Below are 17934 nucleotides of genomic sequence, written 5' to 3'. Positions count from 1 at the left end.
CATCAGTTTTATTTATTTCACTCATAATCTGTGGTCGTATTTCTTAAATTCAAACATCAAAAGTGCGTAACTTCAGTCAATTTACAGATATTTACTTAATTCTCAAGCCAATTATTGTCCTAATTGCTTTCACAAGAGGATGATCTAATCACCTCTCCCTTTGCGGGAGAGGTCGCATTGCGTAGCGATGCGGGTGAGGGGGTGAATATCATTGATCAGTTTACTATAGTTCATCCTCACTGATCACCTTAATACCAAGCGCTTGCGCCTTAGCTAATTTTGAACCTGCACTTTCACCAACTATAAGATAGTCTGTCTTTTTGCTTATACTATTAGTCGTTTTAGCTGATACTTGCTCAAGCAAATCTTTTATTTGTTCTCGTGTATATCTTGTTAGTTTTCCTGTGACAACAATAGTTTTGCCCTCAAACTTCTTTTTCATTCTCAACATATTATGCTCTGCAATAGATAACACTCTTTTCCTAGGAGTGTTGATTACAATACCCACAGCAATCAGCGCGTTAACCAGTTCAACATTTAAAGGATCTTGCCAAAAAGCTTTAACATGATTTGCCATCACCTCACCGATATCATAAATCGATATCAACTCCTCAAGGGTGGCATTTTTAATCGCCTCTAATGATCCAAAATGATTAGCCAATGCTTTAGCACTGACCTCACCAATATCCTTAATGCCAAGCGCATAAATAAATCGGTTTAAGTGAACTGTTTTGCTTTTCTCCAAGGCATCCAATAAATTAAGCGAAGATTTACGCCCCATACGTTCTAATTGACTTAGAACGGGTAAGCTTAAACTATACAAATCAGCCGGCGTTTTAACAATTTCTTTATCGACTAACTGCTCAACGATTTTATCCCCCATGCCATCGATATCCATCGCCTTGCGTGAGGCAAAGTGCTTAATGCGCTCTTTGCGCTGTGCACTACAATGCCAGCCCCCCGTGCAACGCGCAATTGCCTGATCGTTAATATATTCAATACTTGATTGACAGACAGGACACACTTTGGGCATAACGATTTCTTGTGTTGTGTTATCATCGCGATATTCAGCTAATGAACGCACTACCTCAGGAATCACATCGCCGGCGCGGCGCACAATCACCCGATCATGGACTTTGATATCTTTGCGCTTGATTTCATCAATATTATGTAATGTTGCATTTGAAACAATTACCCCGCCAACAGCCACTGGTTTTAATCTTGCTACAGGCGTCACCGCTCCTGTGCGTCCGACTTGAAAATCAACGGCTAAAATTTCTGATTCAACTTCTTCAGCGGGAAATTTATGCGCCAGCGCCCAACGTGGTGCTTTGGCAATAAAACCCGCTTTAGTTTGCAAATCCAAGCGATTTAATTTATAGACCAAACCATCAATATCATAAGGCAAATCAGCGCGTTTATGACTCATGCGTTGGTAATAATTAAGTAAGCCTTGCTCACCGTCAACCACTTCAACTTCATCCGTTAATTGAAAGCCCCAAGCTTTTAGTTGCTGCATTAATTCATATTGGGTTTGTGGTAAAGTAAACCCACTATATGCACCAACGCCATAAGCATACATCTTTAATTTACGCTTGGCAGCAATACGCGAATCTAACTGACGAATACTGCCGGCTGCGGCATTTCTAGGATTGGCAAAAACTTTTTCATCACGCGCCTCAGCGGTTTGATTAAGTACTAGAAAATCTTGCTTATTAATGATAATTTCACCACGCACTTCAATCTCTTGGGGCAAATTATCACCTTTTAATTGTAATGGCACATTACGAATCGTTTTAACATTCTCTGTTACCTTTTCGCCTTGAACACCATCGCCACGCGTTACAGCATAGTCCAAAGCACCATTTTTATAGTGAATGCTAATTGCTAAGCCATCTAACTTTGGTTCACATTCAAAACTTAACGCACGCGTTTGTGTAAGCTCCGTTAATCGCTTACAAAACCCTGCAATATCCTCATTATCAAAACCATTGGATAGTGATAACATCGGCACCTTGTGCGCAATAACTTCAAAGGCAGTTAATGGCTTACTGCCTACACGTTTCGTTGGTGATAATGAGGTATCTAAAATATCCTGATATTGAGACTCTATATCAACAAGCGCTTGATAGGCCTTATCGTAAACTTGATCACTCACTATCGGCTCATCCAAAGTGTGATAGGCGTAATTATAACGATTAATTTCATCACAAAGATTTTGATAATATTTTTGAATTTCGGCATTTGTTTTAAAAGATAAATTAGGCATGTCAACAAGGACTTATACAGCATGCGCCTATCATACTAAAAGGGGGACAAGATGAAAAGCAAAAGCCCGTCTCTAGACATAGCTAATCATACTCGCGTTTAATAAAATTCATAACACATCGTCTTAAGCCTTTGTTATCATATGGCGACATCATTGACAGTAAACTATTTGAAGGAATCAAAATGACGATATTAGGTACCGCTTTAACCAAATCACAAACCAAAATCATGCTTTTAGGTTCAGGTGAACTTGGCAAAGAGTTTGCCATTAGCGCACAGCGCCTTGGCATTTATGTTATCGCTGTTGATCGTTATGAAAACGCACCTGCCATGCACATTGCCCACGAGGCACATGTGATTAATATGCAAGATGCCAAAGCGCTACATGCCTTGGTTCAAGAGAAATCACCTGATTACATTGTGCCGGAGATCGAAGCCATTGCTACTGACGAGCTTATTAACCTTGAGAAACAAGGCTTTAACGTTATCCCTTGCGCTAAAGCAACCAAACTGACCATGGATCGCCAAGGCATTCGTTCACTTGCTGCTAATGAACTAGGACTGCCTACCTCAAACTTTGCCTTTGCCAATAACAGGGAAGATTATCTAATCAAAGTACAAGAGATTGGTGTGCCCTGCGTTGTAAAGCCTGTGATGAGCTCCTCTGGAAAAGGTCAGTCGATTGTTAGATCGCTTGATGAGATTGAAACCGCTTGGGATCATGCTCAAAGTGGTTCGCGTGGTAACATCCACGATATACAAAAAGTCATTATTGAGGAATTTATTCCCTTTGATTATGAGGTTACCTTACTCACTGTGCGTCATAATAAAGGCACATCGTTTTGCGACCCCATTGGTCATATTCAACAAGATGGTGACTATCGATTATCATGGCAACCACACGCAATGAGTGATGCTTTATTATTCCAAGCGCAACATATTGCCAAAACCATCACCGATGCCCTAGGTGGACATGGTATTTTTGGTGTTGAGCTATTTGTCAAAGGTGATGAAGTGTATTTTAATGAAGTATCCCCTCGACCACACGATACTGGTATGGTAACGCTTGTTTCACAAAACCTATCTGAGTTTGATCTGCACTTGCGCGCCATCTTGGGTTTACCCATTCCAAATATTGAAACACGCATGCCAAGCGCTTCAGCAGCGATTTTACTTGAAGGACAATCACAAGCACCAAGCTTCATTGGTTTAAATGAAGGTTTATCCCAGATTAATACGGATATTCGCCTATTTGCCAAACCTGAAATCTCTGGCAAACGTCGCATGGGGGTTGCCTTGGCATATGATACGGACATTGAAACAGCTAAAGCGCGTGCTCAATTTGCTGCAAGCAGTATTAAGATCCATGCTCCATCGTCTCAATAACTTTAGTACAGTACATACCTGATTAACATTATGCCCAACAACAATCTGCAACAAACAATAGCATACCCATCACACACCAATCTACAGAATTTTTTGCTTTGTATTTCGCGTACTTCTAATCAGTTGAATTTTGACAATAGTCCTAGTTATTGCCTACAATTAAACTGATTAGAATCAATACAAACTACTTCACAACTCACATCGCAAAATGATTTACGATGGGTATATTGCTCACTATTCAATCCAGATCATAAATAAAATCACATTTTACACTTTATAAATTGCAGCAAATCTATCAGAATATTGACACACAAACCTTCTGCACGAGTGGAAAGATGTTACAACTTTTTGGCAATGACGCATTATCTTCGTTTGATCAACAAAAAATCTTAGCTAAATTACAGGACATTGATCCTCGTATTGAGATGGTTCAAGCGGAGTATATTCACTTTATTGAGCACAATGATGTATTAAATGAGGATGAGCTAAATAAGCTCTCAGCACTATTAGATTATGGTGATAAAGGGCAGCTTACTGATAAACAAGGTCAAACCGTTATTATCACACCACGCTTGGGCACAATCTCGCCGTGGTCGTCAAAAGCAACCGACATTGCACACAATTGCGGACTAAATAAAGTCACGCGCATTGAACGCGGTATTGTTTATTACTTGAAAAGCCAAAATATGCTGAATCAAGATGTTTTAAACTTGCTTTCTGCTAAGTTACATGACCGTATGATGCAAACAGTTAACTTCTCGATTGCCGATACCAACCCATTTATCAGTACCCACGCTGTTGGCACACTGCAAACGATTCCACTATTAAGTGAAGGTCGTAGTGCACTAGAAAAAATCAATCTTGAGCTTGGTTTGGCATTATCTGATGATGAAATTGATTATTTGCATGACGGTTTCGTCAACCTCAATCGCGATCCGAATGATGTTGAGCTGATGATGTTTGCACAAGCCAATTCAGAGCATTGTCGACATAAAATTTTTAGAGCAGATTGGATTATTGATGGTCAAGCACAGCCACTTGGACTTTTCCCAATGATCAAAAACACCTATGAACATCACAAAGAAAATACCCTCTCAGCTTATCACGACAATGCCGCAGTCATTGCCGGCTATGCTGCTGAGCGTTTACAGCGTGATGATAATGGGCTGTATCACTTTAAACGTGAGCCAATCCATATCCAGATTAAAGTAGAAACACATAACCACCCAACAGCGATCGCCCCGCATCCAGGCGCTGCCACAGGTGCCGGTGGTGAGATTCGCGATGAGGGAGCCACTGGACGTGGTGCTAAACCAAAAGCAGGGCTTACGGGCTATACCGTATCAAACTTAAATATTCCTCATGATATCCAGCCGTGGGAGACCCCTTATGGCAAACCTGATCGCATCGCCTCAGCATTAGATATTATGATTGAAGCACCTCTTGGTGGTGCGGCTTTCAACAACGAATTTGGTCGACCCAATCTATGTGGATATTTTCGCAGTTTTGAGCAACATGTTAATGGTGAAGTCTGGGGCTATCATAAGCCGATTATGATTGCAGGAGGCTATGGTAATATCAAAGAAGAGCATATCGAAAAACGTAAAATCCCTGTCGGTGCTAAGATTATCGTTTTAGGAGGACCTGGAATGCTGATTGGTTTAGGCGGTGGAGCTGCTTCTTCGGTTAACGCTGGGCACTCTAATGAGGATCTCGATTTTGCTTCTGTGCAACGTGATAATGCCGAGATTGAACGTCGCGCACAAGAAGTGATTGATAGCTGTTGGTCAATGGGGCTTAATAACCCAATCATTAGCATTCATGACGTTGGTGCCGGTGGTTTATCCAATGCACTACCTGAGTTGGTTGCTGATTGTGAGCGCGGGGCTGTTTTTGATCTAAACAAAATTCAAGTGGCTGAAAAAGGTTTGTCACCTTTGGAGATCTGGTGTAATGAATCACAAGAGCGTTATGTACTTGCTATTGCTGAGAATGATTTAACTACCTTTGATAACATTGCCAAACGCGAGCGCTGCCCTTATAGCATTGTCGGTGAAGCAACTGAAGAAAAAACATTGATTCTAAAAGATGATAATTCGAGCACTAATCCAATTCATATGCCACTATCACTGCTTTTAGGTAAAGCACCGAAAACATTAAAAAATGTGACAACCACTGCAAATGCTTATAGCAACTGGGATTATAGTAGTATTGATTTACAAGATGCCGCTAAGCGTATTTTACGCTTACCTGCTGTTGGCAGTAAAAAATTTCTAATTACCATTGGTGATCGTACCGTTGGTGGTATGACACAACGCGATCAAATGGTTGGTCCATGGCAGGTGCCTGTTGCTGATGTTGCGGTGACGGCGACAAGCTTTACAGATTATCATGGTGAGGCAATGGCAATAGGCGAGCGCCCAATACTAGCAATGATGAATCCAGCCGCCGCTGCCAGAATCACCATTGGTGAGGCAATTACTAATATTGCTGCTGCCTACATCTATCACTTATCTGATGTCAAGCTTTCTGCCAACTGGATGGCAGCATGCTCACATCCTGGTGAAGATGCCAGACTCTATGAAATGGTCAAAACTGCTGGTATGGAGTTTTGTCCAGCCCTTGATCTAACGATCCCTGTTGGCAAAGACTCATTATCGATGAAAACCAAATGGCATGATGATAATCAAGAAAAATCGGTAACCTCCCCTGTTTCTCTTGTAGCTACTGCTTTTGCGCCTGTGCAGGATATTCGCCGCACATTAACCCCACAATTGCGTTTAGCATTTGAAACTGATCTAATTTATATAGATCTTGGTTTAGGTAAGAACCGTCTAGGTGGCTCTTCATTTGCGCAAAGTTATCAACAGCTTGGCAATGAAACACCTGATATTGAACCCGAGCTTTTGCAAAATTTCTTTGCTGCCATTCATCAATTGGTTAAAGATGATAAGATTTGTGCTTATCATGATCGCTCAGATGGTGGTTTATTTACCACCCTTTGTGAGATGATGTTTGCGGCTAAGTGTGGTTTAGATATTGATATTGATGCCCTTGGCGATGATGTTCATGCGACTCTCTTTAATGAAGAGTTGGGTGCGGTGATTCAGGTCAGAAACACTGATCGCAGCATCGTGATGCAAGTCCTTGCCAGTTTCCAGCTAAAAGCGCATGCGATTGGGCGACCTAATACATCAACCGATGATGCCAAACTGATTATTAGCCACGATATTGATGAAGTTTTCTGCATGACCCGCGCCGAGTTGCAAACACTTTGGTCTGAAACCTCATACCAGATTCAACGTATGCGTGATAATGCACAGTGCGCTGATCAAGAGCATGATCTGATTAATGGTCATAATGATCATGGTCTTTTTGCACAAGTATCGTTTAATTGTAAAGAAAATATTGCCAGCCCTTATCTTAACCTTGACAGCAAACCCAAAGTAGCGATCTTACGCGAACAAGGGGTTAATAGTAATAATGAAATGGCAGCAGCTTTCACGCTAAGTGGCTTTGATGCCATTGATGTGCACATGACAGATTTACAAAATAAGCGCATTAACCTTAGTGACTTTAAAGGACTCGCTGCGTGTGGTGGTTTCTCGTATGGTGATGTACTGGGTGCCGGTGGTGGTTGGGCAAAGTCTATTTTGTTTGACCAAACGCTTTTAGAGCAATTTGCGCAATTTTTCGCGCGCACTGATACTTTCACTGTTGGCATGTGTAATGGTTGTCAAATGCTCTCACAATTAAAAGATATCATTCCCGGAGCCACGCACTGGCCACGCTTTGTACGCAACCTTTCTGAGCAATTTGAAGGTCGTTTATCGATGGTTGAAGTATTAAAAACGGCATCCATTATCTTTGAAGATATGGCAGGCTTAAAAATGCCTATTGTTGTCTCTCATGCTGAAGGACGCACACAGTATCAACAGCAAGATGACTTAAAGCACTTAATTGCCAATGAGCAAACAGCAATGCGCTATATCGACAGCCACAGCAAGCCCACCGAGCACTATCCATTAAATCCAAATGGCTCAGAGGGTGGCTTCACGAGCTTCACATCACTTGATGGACGAGCCACCATCATGATGCCACATCCAGAGCGCGCCTTTAGATTGGTACAAATGTCATGGTATCCCGCGGATTGGAAAAACAAGGATATCGAATACTCACCGTGGATGCGCTTGTTTATGAATGCACGCCGGTGGGTGGGATAAAATCATATTATGTATGGCTCATAAAATCACCTCTACAAATGTACAATTTCAAAGCACCCAACTTGACTTATTTATAAGCCATCTATAGACTTTAGGTATATCCAAGCACTAGGAGTGATACCATGCCTCAAAAAATTACTACTAATATGAGAGCCTCATTAAATACCACAAAGAAGATTATTTGTAATGATGAACGTTTAGAATTAAGTCAGCGTGATAGCTCAAAAGTTCTAAGTTTGCTACAAAATCCACCAAAACCTAATAGCAGACTACTAAGAGCAGTCAGAGAAATGTACATACTAAAAGATAATAAAACTTTCAGCCACCATGGATAATATAGGATGGAACGAAGAACCCATCACAAAAAAACACAATAGGAATACTTTTGACTGTGGTAATGTTCAGCTAAATACATTTTTAAAGCAACATGCGCGGAAGATGGATGAACGTAGCAATGCGAAAACTTATTTAGCAGTTAAACAGGATGACGATAGAATTATAGGATACTATACGCTTTCAATTGCTTCTATATCTTATAGGAATGCCCCTGAAGAAATTAAAAAACAACTTGCAAAATATGATATACCTGTTTTTAGACTCGCAAGACTTGCTGTGGATATAAATTTTCAAAAAATTGGACTGGGCGGACAATTATTATCTGCAGCAGGCAAGCGTTGCTTGAAAGCCTCTACGGAGATTAGTGGGGTCGCTTTACTAATTGATGCTAAGAACGATAAAGTAGCAAATTGGTACGCCAGTTATGGTGCAGTGCCATTACTAGATAACCCATTATCACTCATCATTCCACTAAAAACCTTTGAGGATGCTATGCCACGCATTTGATAGTTTCTCAAATTTCTACACCTTATCAAAAAAACCTAATGCTTGGCTTAACTTGTCTTCAAACATCAAATTAGCATCAATCATAAACATCGGCTGCTGCCAATTACGAATCCAAGTGAGCTGGCGTTTGGCAAGTTGGCGTGTTGCGGCAACTCCCTTGGCAATAAATTCATTATAATCATACTCGCCATCGAGATATTGCCATGCTTGGCGATAACCGACACTGCGCATGGAGGGCAAATCAGCATGCATAAGCGCTAAATTTTTAAGTCCTTCAACTTCTTTTAAAAAACCATTATCTAGCATTTGCATAAAGCGCTTTTCAATCAGCTGATGCAAAAGTTTGCGGTCCCTAGGAACTAATGCGCATAACTTAAGTGACTGCCCTAAACCACCCTCTTTGGCATTTTCGGCAATAACACGCGAATAAGGTTGATCAGTAAGTAATATCACCTCAACAGCACGCTCAATTCGCTGTTGATCATTTGGGTTAAGTTTATTTGCTGTAAGTGGGTCTTTGTGCATCAAGAAGTCATACCAATACGCCAAATTTTGTAATTTTATGGTGTCACGCACTTTATCATCTGCCTCCGGCAGTTTAGATATACCCTCTTGTAATGCCTTAAAGTACATCATCGTGCCACCAACAAGTAATACTTCTTTGTTGCGCGCATGAATCTCTTGAATCAATTGCTTGGCATCATTGATAAAGTCATTGACCGAGTAATTAAACCATGGCTCGATAATATCAATCAAATGATGGGCAACACCCTCCATTTCTTTAAGTGTTGGCTTAGCTGAACCGATATCCAATCGTTTGTATACCAACGCCGAATCAACACTGATAATTTCAGCGTTCATGCGCTTGGCAAGCTCAATGGAAAGTGCAGTTTTGCCTGAGGCAGTCGGCCCTGCTAAGGCATAGACTTTTTTTGAAATTATAGACATGAGGAAATAATTATTGAATCAGTTGATGATTAATCTCAACTTTATATTGTTTCTTTAAGGCAACCAAATAGTCATTTAGCTCGATATTGCTATAGTTGTTTTGTAGCACTTGCATTGGCAGTTCATCCGTACCATCAATGACTTTTGCTACTTCATATACCCAATAAGACTCGCCATTTTGTGCGAGTTTATATGACTTCAAACCATCGCTGAAAATGGCTGTTTTTAACTCTTGATCAAGGGTGAAGTCACTACGTGAAATAGTTTCAGTTTTCGATTTTACCGTTTTGACTTCCTTTTTATCCTCTAACACCTTAAGTGTATCTTGTGCTGCTTTTTGCGCTTGTGCTAGTGACTCTGTCGCAATATACGCTGTTTTAACCTTAGCTTTAACCTCAGCAAAGTTTAAGGTATGTTTCGGAATCATCTTGTCGACTTTGTAGATAATGCCATCGGTTTGACCTTGAGCAATAAAGCCTTGTGTTTTATTGTGATCAAACACCGCTTCTTGTAATTTAGCATTACCTTCAACACCTGCACTTGTCACATTTTTATCAAATGCGTTTGTTGTAGCAGGTGTTAATTTATTGGCTTTCACTACTTGGTCAAAGCTATTGCTATTAATACTTGTTAATACTTCATTAAACTTGGTCAATGCCGCACGATTTTTAAGAATCTTTTCAATCACGGGCTTTGCCGCTGTTAGTGACATCTGGGCAGGAGCTGTTATTTTTGTTAGTTTAACAAACTCATTATCCGATGTTTCTTTGATTGGTGATTCAAGCGTTAGATTAAACAGTGCAAATTGAGCAAAGCCTGAAGCATCTGCTTGTGATAATGGCTTTATCTGTTCAATTTTAACTTCTTTTAACTCATCAGCTGTTAATGTTTTATTGGCTTTAAGCTTATCAGCAATTGCTTTACTATCTTTAGCCTTTTTATCAATTGTAATCGTCTCACCTGATCTTAACTCAGGTGACATAAGCGCATCTTTATTGGCTTGATAGTAGCTATTGATTTCACGCTCAGATACCGGCTCTTTGCTCACAAAATCTTGAGATGAGAGTTTTACATAAGATACAACAGCTTGCTCAATTTGCTCATATTGCGCCTTGTGTGCATCATAGTAAGCCTGAAGATCTTTCTCTGTTGGCTTGATCTTACTGGCGTAATCTTTGGCAGCAAAATCATAATAAGTGATTTCGCGCTTTTGCCCCATTAATGCACTTAGTGTTTTTTGCTCATCACTTAATACAAACTCACTTTGCAATAGTGGTGTTATAATACTTGAGGTTAAGAGACTATTGGCAATCAACGCTTTGATATTACCCGCACCACCATAAAGCTTAGCCAACTCATCAAAACGTTTGGCTGAATATTTGCCATTTTCAATAAATGCCGGATTTTGGAAAATCGCAGAGGATACTGCCGATTGTGTGACTGCAATGTGTGACGCTGTCGCATCTTGTTGTAATAATGCTTGATCCACCAATTGATTTAATGTTTTCTCTTGTAATGCTTTTTGATCAAGCGAAGGTTGCGCTTGCATATTTTGCGACAAACTTTGTTGATAGCTGTTTTGCGAGATTTGCACATCGCCTACTTTTGCTACTGACTGTGGTGAAACGCCACCTGAGACAAAAAAGTAACTAATGCCTGTTAATACAAAAACCGCACTCACTGCGATGATGATAATCCACGTTATCCAACCTTTAAATTTATCATTAATCGATTGCAACATATGATACTACTACCTACTTCCATTGAGCTTAAAATTAAGTTGCCACATCTTAGCATGGGATATACCGCTCGTGAATCATTTTGCGGTGTTTAATAGCGAAAACAAAAAAGGCATGCTCAAAGCATGCCTTTAAAGATGTGGTGGGTGCTGAGGGGTTCGAACCCCCGACCCTCGCCTTGTAAGGGCGATGCTCTCCCAGCTGAGCTAAGCACCCGCAAGCTGAACTGTATATTAGTTCACTGCGTCTTTCAATAGTTTTCCTGCTTTAAATGAAGGTGATTTAGATGCTTTGATCTTCATTTTTTCACCTGTCTTAGGGTTACGACCTTCACGTGCTGCTCTTTCACGAACTTGGAAGGAACCAAACCCAACAAGTGTCACTGTCTCACCTGCTTTTAACGCCTCAGTTACCGCGTCAGTTGTCGCGTCTAATGCGCGCTGAGCGACATCCTTTGTTACATCAGCTTTTTCTGCGATTGCTTTTACTAGTTCACTTTTATTCACGATGCTTTCCTCTTTCGTTGTTGAATAACTCTTGATTATAAGCGGCTTGCCGCCGCTTAACTCGCCTAAGTTATAGCAAGCACAATAGCGCACGTCAACACGGTTTATTGCTAATTCATGGTTTTTTAACGTTTTTTTAATATTTTCCCATTTTTTTTAGCTTTTTTTGGCTTTTTTTGAAATCAATGCGCGAGCTAAAACTTCTTCAATTCGCTTCACAGCAATGATTTCCAAACCATCTTTTACATTCTGCGGAATTTCTTGCAGATCCTTTTTATTTTCAAATGGAATTAAGACTGTCGTAATACCACCACGAAGTGCTGCCAAAAGTTTTTCTTTTAAACCACCGATGGGTAACACATCACCGCGCAAGGTGATCTCCCCCGTCATTGCGACATCCTTCTTAACTGGAATACCGGTTAATGAAGACAAAACAGCTGTACACATCGCAATACCCGCACTTGGTCCATCTTTGGGTGTTGCCCCTTCTGGTACATGAATATGAAAGTCACGTTTTTCATAGAAATCATCATCCAAATCATAGTCTTTAGCTATTGTACGCACTACGGTTAAGGCCGCATGAATTGACTCTTGCATCACTTCACCGAGCTTACCTGTGCTCTTAAGCTTGCCTTTGCCTGACGTTGCTACTGCTTCAATCGTTAATAGATCGCCGCCAACCTCAGTCCACGCCAGCCCCGTGACTTGCCCTATTTTATCCGCTTGTTGTGCTAAACCGAAATCATAGCGCCTAACACCGAGATACTTATCTAAGTTTTTACTGTTAATAGAGACTTTCTTACCATCTTTAGTCGATAAAATATGTTTTACTGCTTTGCGACAGATCTTATTAAGTTCCTGCTGCAAACGACGCACACCCGCCTCACGTGTATAATAACGAATAATATCTTCGATCACCTTATCGGCAACAGCAATTTCAGTTTCTTTTAAACCATTTTCTTTAATCGCTCGTGGTAGTAAATAGTTCTTGGCAATATTCTGTTTCTCATCTTCGGTATAACCTGATAGATAAATAATCTCCATGCGATCCCTTAAAGCTTCAGGGATATTTAAGCTATTGGCTGTGGCAACAAACATCACATCAGATAAATCATAATCAACATCAAAATAATGATCATTGAAAGTGTTGTTTTGCTCCGGATCTAATACCTCAAGCATTGCAGAGGATGGGTCACCACGAAAATCAGCTGACATCTTATCGATCTCATCTAATAGAAAAAGCGGATTATTCACCTGTACTTTATCGATTTTTTGCATAATTTGCCCAGGTAACGCGCCAATATATGTACGTCGATGACCGCGAATTTCCGCCTCATCTTTGACACCTCCCAATGCCATACGCACATATTTGCGTCCTGTGGCTTTAGCAATCGATTGCCCCAATGACGTTTTACCAACACCTGGGGGTCCCACCAAGCACAAAATTGGACCTTTAAGCTTACGCATTCTTTGCTGCACAGCAAGATATTCCAAAATACGCTCTTTGACCTTTTCAAGGCCATAATGATCCGTATTTAAGATATCTTCAGCTTGTGCTAAATCTTTTTTGACTTTGCTACGCTTTGACCATGGCAATGAAGTGAGGGTTTCTATATAGTTACGTGATACGGAGGATTCGGCTGATGATGGCGGCATCGCTTTGAGCTTCTTAAGCTCAGAGAGTGCTTTTTCAGTTGCTTCTTTTGACATCTTAGCTGTATCAATTTTTGCTTTTAATTGCTCAAACTCTTCAGCCTCATCGGCATCACCCATCTCTTTATAGATCGCTTTGATCTGTTCATTGAGATAGTATTCACGCTGATTACGCTCAACTTGCGATTTAACACGATCCTTGATATTGCGCTCAAGCTGTAATACATCAGTTTCTGCCATTAGTAGCTTTAACAACAAAGATGCACGCTGCTGCAAGCCTTCGGCTTCAAGCACTTCCTGTTTTTTTTCGACAGTTGCATGCGCTTGCGCGACCACGGTGTCAATAATCCGCGTTAAATTAGTATCTGACAAAATTGACGACAAAATCTCTTTTGGAATCTGCCCGTTCATATCTGCCAAGTTTTTAAAGCTCGACAAAATGGCACGGATAAACCCGCTTTCATCAACATCACTTAAGTCATTTTTTGTTTCAATCAACTCAATTTGAGCAGCAATAAAAGGCGTATCTTCATAATATTTAAGCACCTTAGCTCGGCGAACACCTTCAACGAGCACCTTGCAAGTACCATCTGGCAATTTCATCAATTGCAGAATTTTGGCATAGGTTCCTGTGGTGTGTAAGTCCTTGACTTTCGGATTATCAACATCATCAGACTTCTGTGTCATCAGTAAAATTTTTTGCCTTGTTGCATGTGCTTCACTAATTGCAGCAATCGATTTTTCTCTACCGACAAAAAGTGGCACAGCCATATAGGGATAAACGACGATATCTCTTAATGGTACAACAGGTACTAATTCTTCAACATTTTGTTTATCATTAGAATATAATTGCATGCACGTTAACCTTATTGAGCTGAAGCTAATCTAAATTGCGCTTGATCTTTTAATACAATTAATGGTTCTTCTTTGCCATTGATTGCGACCTCATCAATGACGACCTTTTCAACATTTTCAATTGATGGCGCCTCAAACATGATATTAAGTAGCGCATTTTCTAAAATTGAGCGTAACCCGCGCGCACCTGTTTTGCGCTTAACGGCTCTATGGGCTGCCGCTTTAATCGCTTCAGGTGTAAACTCAACATTCACTTCTTCAATTTCAAATAGCTTGGTATACTGCTTGATCAAAGCATTTTTCGGCTCAGTTAAGATCTTCACCAACGCTTCTTCATCCAGCTCTTCTAAAATAGCCATTACTGGTAAACGACCAATCAACTCAGGAATCAAACCAAACTTAACCAAATCTTCTGGTTCAACTTGCTTAAGTAGACGATTGTGTGACGCCTGATCATCTTTACCAAAAACATCCGCACCAAAACCAATACCCGATTTTTCAGTACGCTGCTGAATCACTGATTCAATACCAGCAAATGCACCACCACAAATAAACAAAATATTTGCAGTGTCCACTTGCTCAAGATCCTGATTAGGGTGCTTTCTGCCACCTTTTGGTGGAACAGAGGCAACGGTGCCTTCAATCAACTTCAATAAAGCCTGCTGAACACCTTCGCCAGAGACATCCCGTGTAATCGATGGGTTTTCTGATTTTCGTGCGATTTTATCAATTTCATCGATATAAATAATGCCTCGCTCTGCCTTTTTGGCATCAAAGTCTGCGTTTTGCAGAAGCTTTTGAATGACATTTTCAACATCTTCACCAACGTAACCTGCTTCGGTTAAGGTGGTAGCATCAGCAATAGCAAAAGGAACATTAAGCATTCTTGCTAACGTTTGTGCCAATAGTGTTTTACCTGATCCTGTTGGACCTAGCAGCAATATATTACTCTTTGATAATGTCACATCATCATCTTGCTTTTGCTTGTTATAAATTCGCTTGTAGTGGTTATATACCGCTACTGATAGGACTTTTTTTGGTGCATCTTGACCGATGATATACTCATCAAGGTGTTTTTTAATGTCAACAGGCTTAGGCAAACTCTGCTTACCCTCAGCCGTTGATAAATCAGGCTCTTGCGTTCCGTCTTGCGAACCACCTGTTTTGATGATGCCCTCGCATAAGGTCACACATTCATTACAAATATAAACAGAAGGTCCTGCAATTAACTTACGTACTTCTTGTTGTGATTTCCCACAGAATGAACAATACAGCGTGCGGCCATTATCACCATCACCGTTGCCACGTCTTTTTCTTGGCATATTTTCCTCTCTAAAAATAATCAAAACTATAAACGCCCACCGAGTTGCGGGCGATTAGGTAGAAATTCAAGCTTTTATTTTTTATTTAATACCTGGAATATGCGCTCTTGATTCAATCACCTGATCAATTAGACCATATTCTTTTGCTTCTTCTGCCATCATGAAATTATCGCGATCTGTGTCTTTCACCGTTTGCTCATAAGATTGACCGGTATGACGCGCTAGCACATGATTCAAGCGTTCTTTAATTCTTAGCATATTACGCGCATGAATCTCAACATCAGACGCCTGACCTCTAAAACCACCTAACGGTTGGTGAATCATGATTTGCGAATGTGGCAAACTATAACGCTTACCCTTTTCGCCTGCTGCCAGTAAAACGGCACCCATACTTGCTGCCAAACCAATACAAATTGTGCTTACATTAGGCTTGATAAACTGCATCGTGTCATAAACACCCATACCTGCAGTGACTGAACCACCTGGTGAGTTAATATAAAAATAAATATCTTTATCTGGATTTTCAGACTCTAAAAACAATAATTGAGCGATGACCAAATTAGCCGACGTATCATTGACTTCACCATTTAAAAATATAATGCGCTCCTTTAGTAAACGCGAATAAATATCATAAGAGCGCTCACCACGCGATGTTTGTTCAACAACCATAGGAACTAAATTATTTGTAATCATATTTTCACCTTATATCCATATTGCAAGTGTTTTTACACTGACAAGTTAATAATAAAAAAGCCACAAACGTGGCTCTTAGTTTAAGTCGATTATTTCATTTTCTCCAGTGCTTTACTGGCACAAATTGCATTGTTTTAATTCATTGATTAAGCCATGCCACCTTGTGGTAAAACTTTTTTGATCAATTCAAAGAAATCTTCTGTTTTTTCAGTAGATTGACCTTGCTCAACCACCCAGTCAACTAGCTTATTTTCAACAACAACGTTTTTGATGTTTTCTAGTTCTTTCTTATTACTGTTAACATGATCACGCACTTCTTGCGCATCTTCATAAACAGATGCCATCTCTTCAATCACCGCGTCAATAGCTTCTTGATCGGCTTCAAGTTTTTGATCACGTACAATCGCTTGCAAAATCAAACCAAGCTTGACTGACTTTTCAGCCTTCGCCTTGAATAAATCATCAGGAATATCTTCCGCCTTCATTTTTGACTTGGCACCACCCATGCGTTCAATTAGATCCTGTTTAGAGCGATCGATTTCACGTTGTACAAGCGCTTTAGGCACATCAAAGTCAATAATATCGACTAACTGATCAAATACTTGCGTTTTAATGGTTTTGTTAATCGCATTTTTTAGCTCACGCGCCATATTTTGCTTAATTTCAGCATAAAACTCATCAACACCACCCTTGATACCAAATTGTTCAACAAACTTATCATCGATCTCCGGCAATTCAGCTTCTTTAATATTTTTAACCACGATGTCAAACTGTGCAGCTTTACCTTTTAGCTCATCATTTTGATAATCTTCAGGGAAAGTCACATCAATGGTTTTTTCTTCATCTTTTTTCATGCCGATGATACCATCTTCAAATCCTGGGATCATTTGACCTGAACCAATCGTCACTTCAGAAGCATTGGCTGAACCACCTTCAAAAACTTCACCATCAACGCGCCCTACAAAGTCAATCGTCACACGATCATCAGCTTGCACTTCACGCTCAACCTCTTTCCAAGTAGCAAGCTGCTTACGCAGATTACTGATCATTTGCTCAGTTTGCGCGTCACCTAGTTCAACTACTGGTTTTTCAACAGAAACTTTATCTAAATCTTTAACAACCACTTCAGGGAAAAGTTCAACATTCACATTAAATTTAAGCGCTTCACCTTCTTTGTTATTTAGAATTTCAACCTCTACACCTGCTGCATTTAATTTTTGCTCGTGAATTGCCTGCGTATATTTATGAGGTAAAACATCACCTAATACTTCAAAACGCACTTGCTCACCGTACTTTTTCTTGATCATACCTGCGGGTACTTTACCTGGTCTAAAACCATCTACCTTGGCTGTTTTAGCGATACGCTGAATACGCTTTGACACCTCTGTATCAATCTCAGTTGCTGGTAACTCAATATTTAAAACGCAATGAATGCCTTCTTTTTTTTCAACAGATACTTGCATTACTTATCCTTATTTGTACTCTTATATTTTCAAGG

At 40.2% G+C, this 17934-nt stretch carries 12 protein-coding genes and 1 tRNA gene; 4 read left to right on the top strand and 9 right to left on the bottom strand.

The window, feature by feature from the left end:
- Positions 1-223: 223 nt before the first annotated feature.
- Positions 224-2269 carry an NAD-dependent DNA ligase LigA gene (gene ligA, locus ACTS4L_RS09065; RefSeq protein ID WP_440616527.1) on the bottom strand — a complete coding sequence of 682 codons (2046 nt, stop codon included), beginning with the start codon at positions 2267-2269 and terminating at the stop codon, positions 224-226.
- Positions 2270-2451: 182 nt separating this feature from the next.
- Between ligA and purT the strand changes: the two genes are divergently transcribed.
- The 4 genes from purT to ACTS4L_RS09045 all read left to right on the top strand — a co-directional run bounded on the left by purT (position 2452) and on the right by ACTS4L_RS09045 (position 8720).
- Entirely contained in the window at positions 2452-3654 is a 1203-nt protein-coding gene (gene purT / locus ACTS4L_RS09060) for a formate-dependent phosphoribosylglycinamide formyltransferase (RefSeq protein ID WP_440616528.1), read from the top strand.
- 335 nt (positions 3655-3989) lie between these two features.
- Positions 3990-7877: a phosphoribosylformylglycinamidine synthase gene (purL, locus tag ACTS4L_RS09055; protein WP_440616530.1), complete on the top strand. Its 3888-nt coding sequence runs from the start codon at positions 3990-3992 to the stop codon at positions 7875-7877.
- 122 nt (positions 7878-7999) lie between these two features.
- Positions 8000-8212 carry a type II toxin -antitoxin system TacA 1-like antitoxin gene (locus tag ACTS4L_RS09050; protein ID WP_440616532.1) on the top strand — a complete coding sequence of 71 codons (213 nt, stop codon included), beginning with the start codon at positions 8000-8002 and terminating at the stop codon, positions 8210-8212.
- On the top strand, positions 8205-8720 hold the full coding sequence (locus tag ACTS4L_RS09045) for a hypothetical protein (protein ID WP_440616533.1): 516 nt from the start codon (positions 8205-8207) through the stop codon (positions 8718-8720). Before ACTS4L_RS09050 ends, ACTS4L_RS09045 begins: the two co-directional genes overlap by 8 nt.
- A gap of 15 nt (positions 8721-8735) precedes the next feature.
- Here the strand turns inward: ACTS4L_RS09045 and miaA are convergent, their stop codons facing one another.
- From miaA to tig, 8 genes are all read right to left on the bottom strand, one after another.
- Positions 8736-9659, bottom strand: a complete 924-nt coding sequence (gene miaA / locus ACTS4L_RS09040; RefSeq protein WP_440616577.1) for a tRNA (adenosine(37)-N6)-dimethylallyltransferase MiaA — start codon at positions 9657-9659, stop codon at positions 8736-8738.
- 19 nt (positions 9660-9678) lie between these two features.
- Positions 9679-11409: a SurA N-terminal domain-containing protein gene (locus ACTS4L_RS09035; protein WP_440616535.1), complete on the bottom strand. Its 1731-nt coding sequence runs from the start codon at positions 11407-11409 to the stop codon at positions 9679-9681.
- 138 nt (positions 11410-11547) lie between these two features.
- A tRNA-Val gene (locus ACTS4L_RS09030) sits at positions 11548-11623 on the bottom strand.
- 17 nt (positions 11624-11640) lie between these two features.
- Positions 11641-11949 (bottom strand): HU family DNA-binding protein, encoded by a 309-nt coding sequence (locus ACTS4L_RS09025; RefSeq protein WP_440616578.1) that lies wholly within the window; start codon positions 11947-11949, stop codon positions 11641-11643.
- 120 nt (positions 11950-12069) lie between these two features.
- The gene (gene lon / locus ACTS4L_RS09020; RefSeq protein ID WP_440616537.1) at positions 12070-14421 is read right to left on the bottom strand and encodes an endopeptidase La; all 2352 of its coding nucleotides are present in this window, start codon (positions 14419-14421) and stop codon (positions 12070-12072) included.
- 11 nt (positions 14422-14432) lie between these two features.
- The gene (gene clpX, locus ACTS4L_RS09015; RefSeq protein ID WP_440616539.1) at positions 14433-15743 is read right to left on the bottom strand and encodes an ATP-dependent Clp protease ATP-binding subunit ClpX; all 1311 of its coding nucleotides are present in this window, start codon (positions 15741-15743) and stop codon (positions 14433-14435) included.
- An 81-nt stretch (positions 15744-15824) separates the two neighbouring features.
- The gene (clpP, locus tag ACTS4L_RS09010; RefSeq protein WP_192484528.1) at positions 15825-16436 is read right to left on the bottom strand and encodes an ATP-dependent Clp endopeptidase proteolytic subunit ClpP; all 612 of its coding nucleotides are present in this window, start codon (positions 16434-16436) and stop codon (positions 15825-15827) included.
- Between the two features lie 146 nt (positions 16437-16582).
- Positions 16583-17899, bottom strand: a complete 1317-nt coding sequence (gene tig / locus ACTS4L_RS09005; protein WP_440616540.1) for a trigger factor — start codon at positions 17897-17899, stop codon at positions 16583-16585.
- Positions 17900-17934: the final 35 nt, after the last annotated feature.

The organism is Cysteiniphilum sp. 19S12-1 (genome assembly GCF_052030685.1).
In the GTDB taxonomy this organism is placed as follows: Bacteria; Pseudomonadota; Gammaproteobacteria; order Francisellales; family Francisellaceae; genus Caedibacter.
Note: the sequence above shows the minus strand (reverse complement) of the source record. Positions and strands in the feature narration are given on the sequence as shown.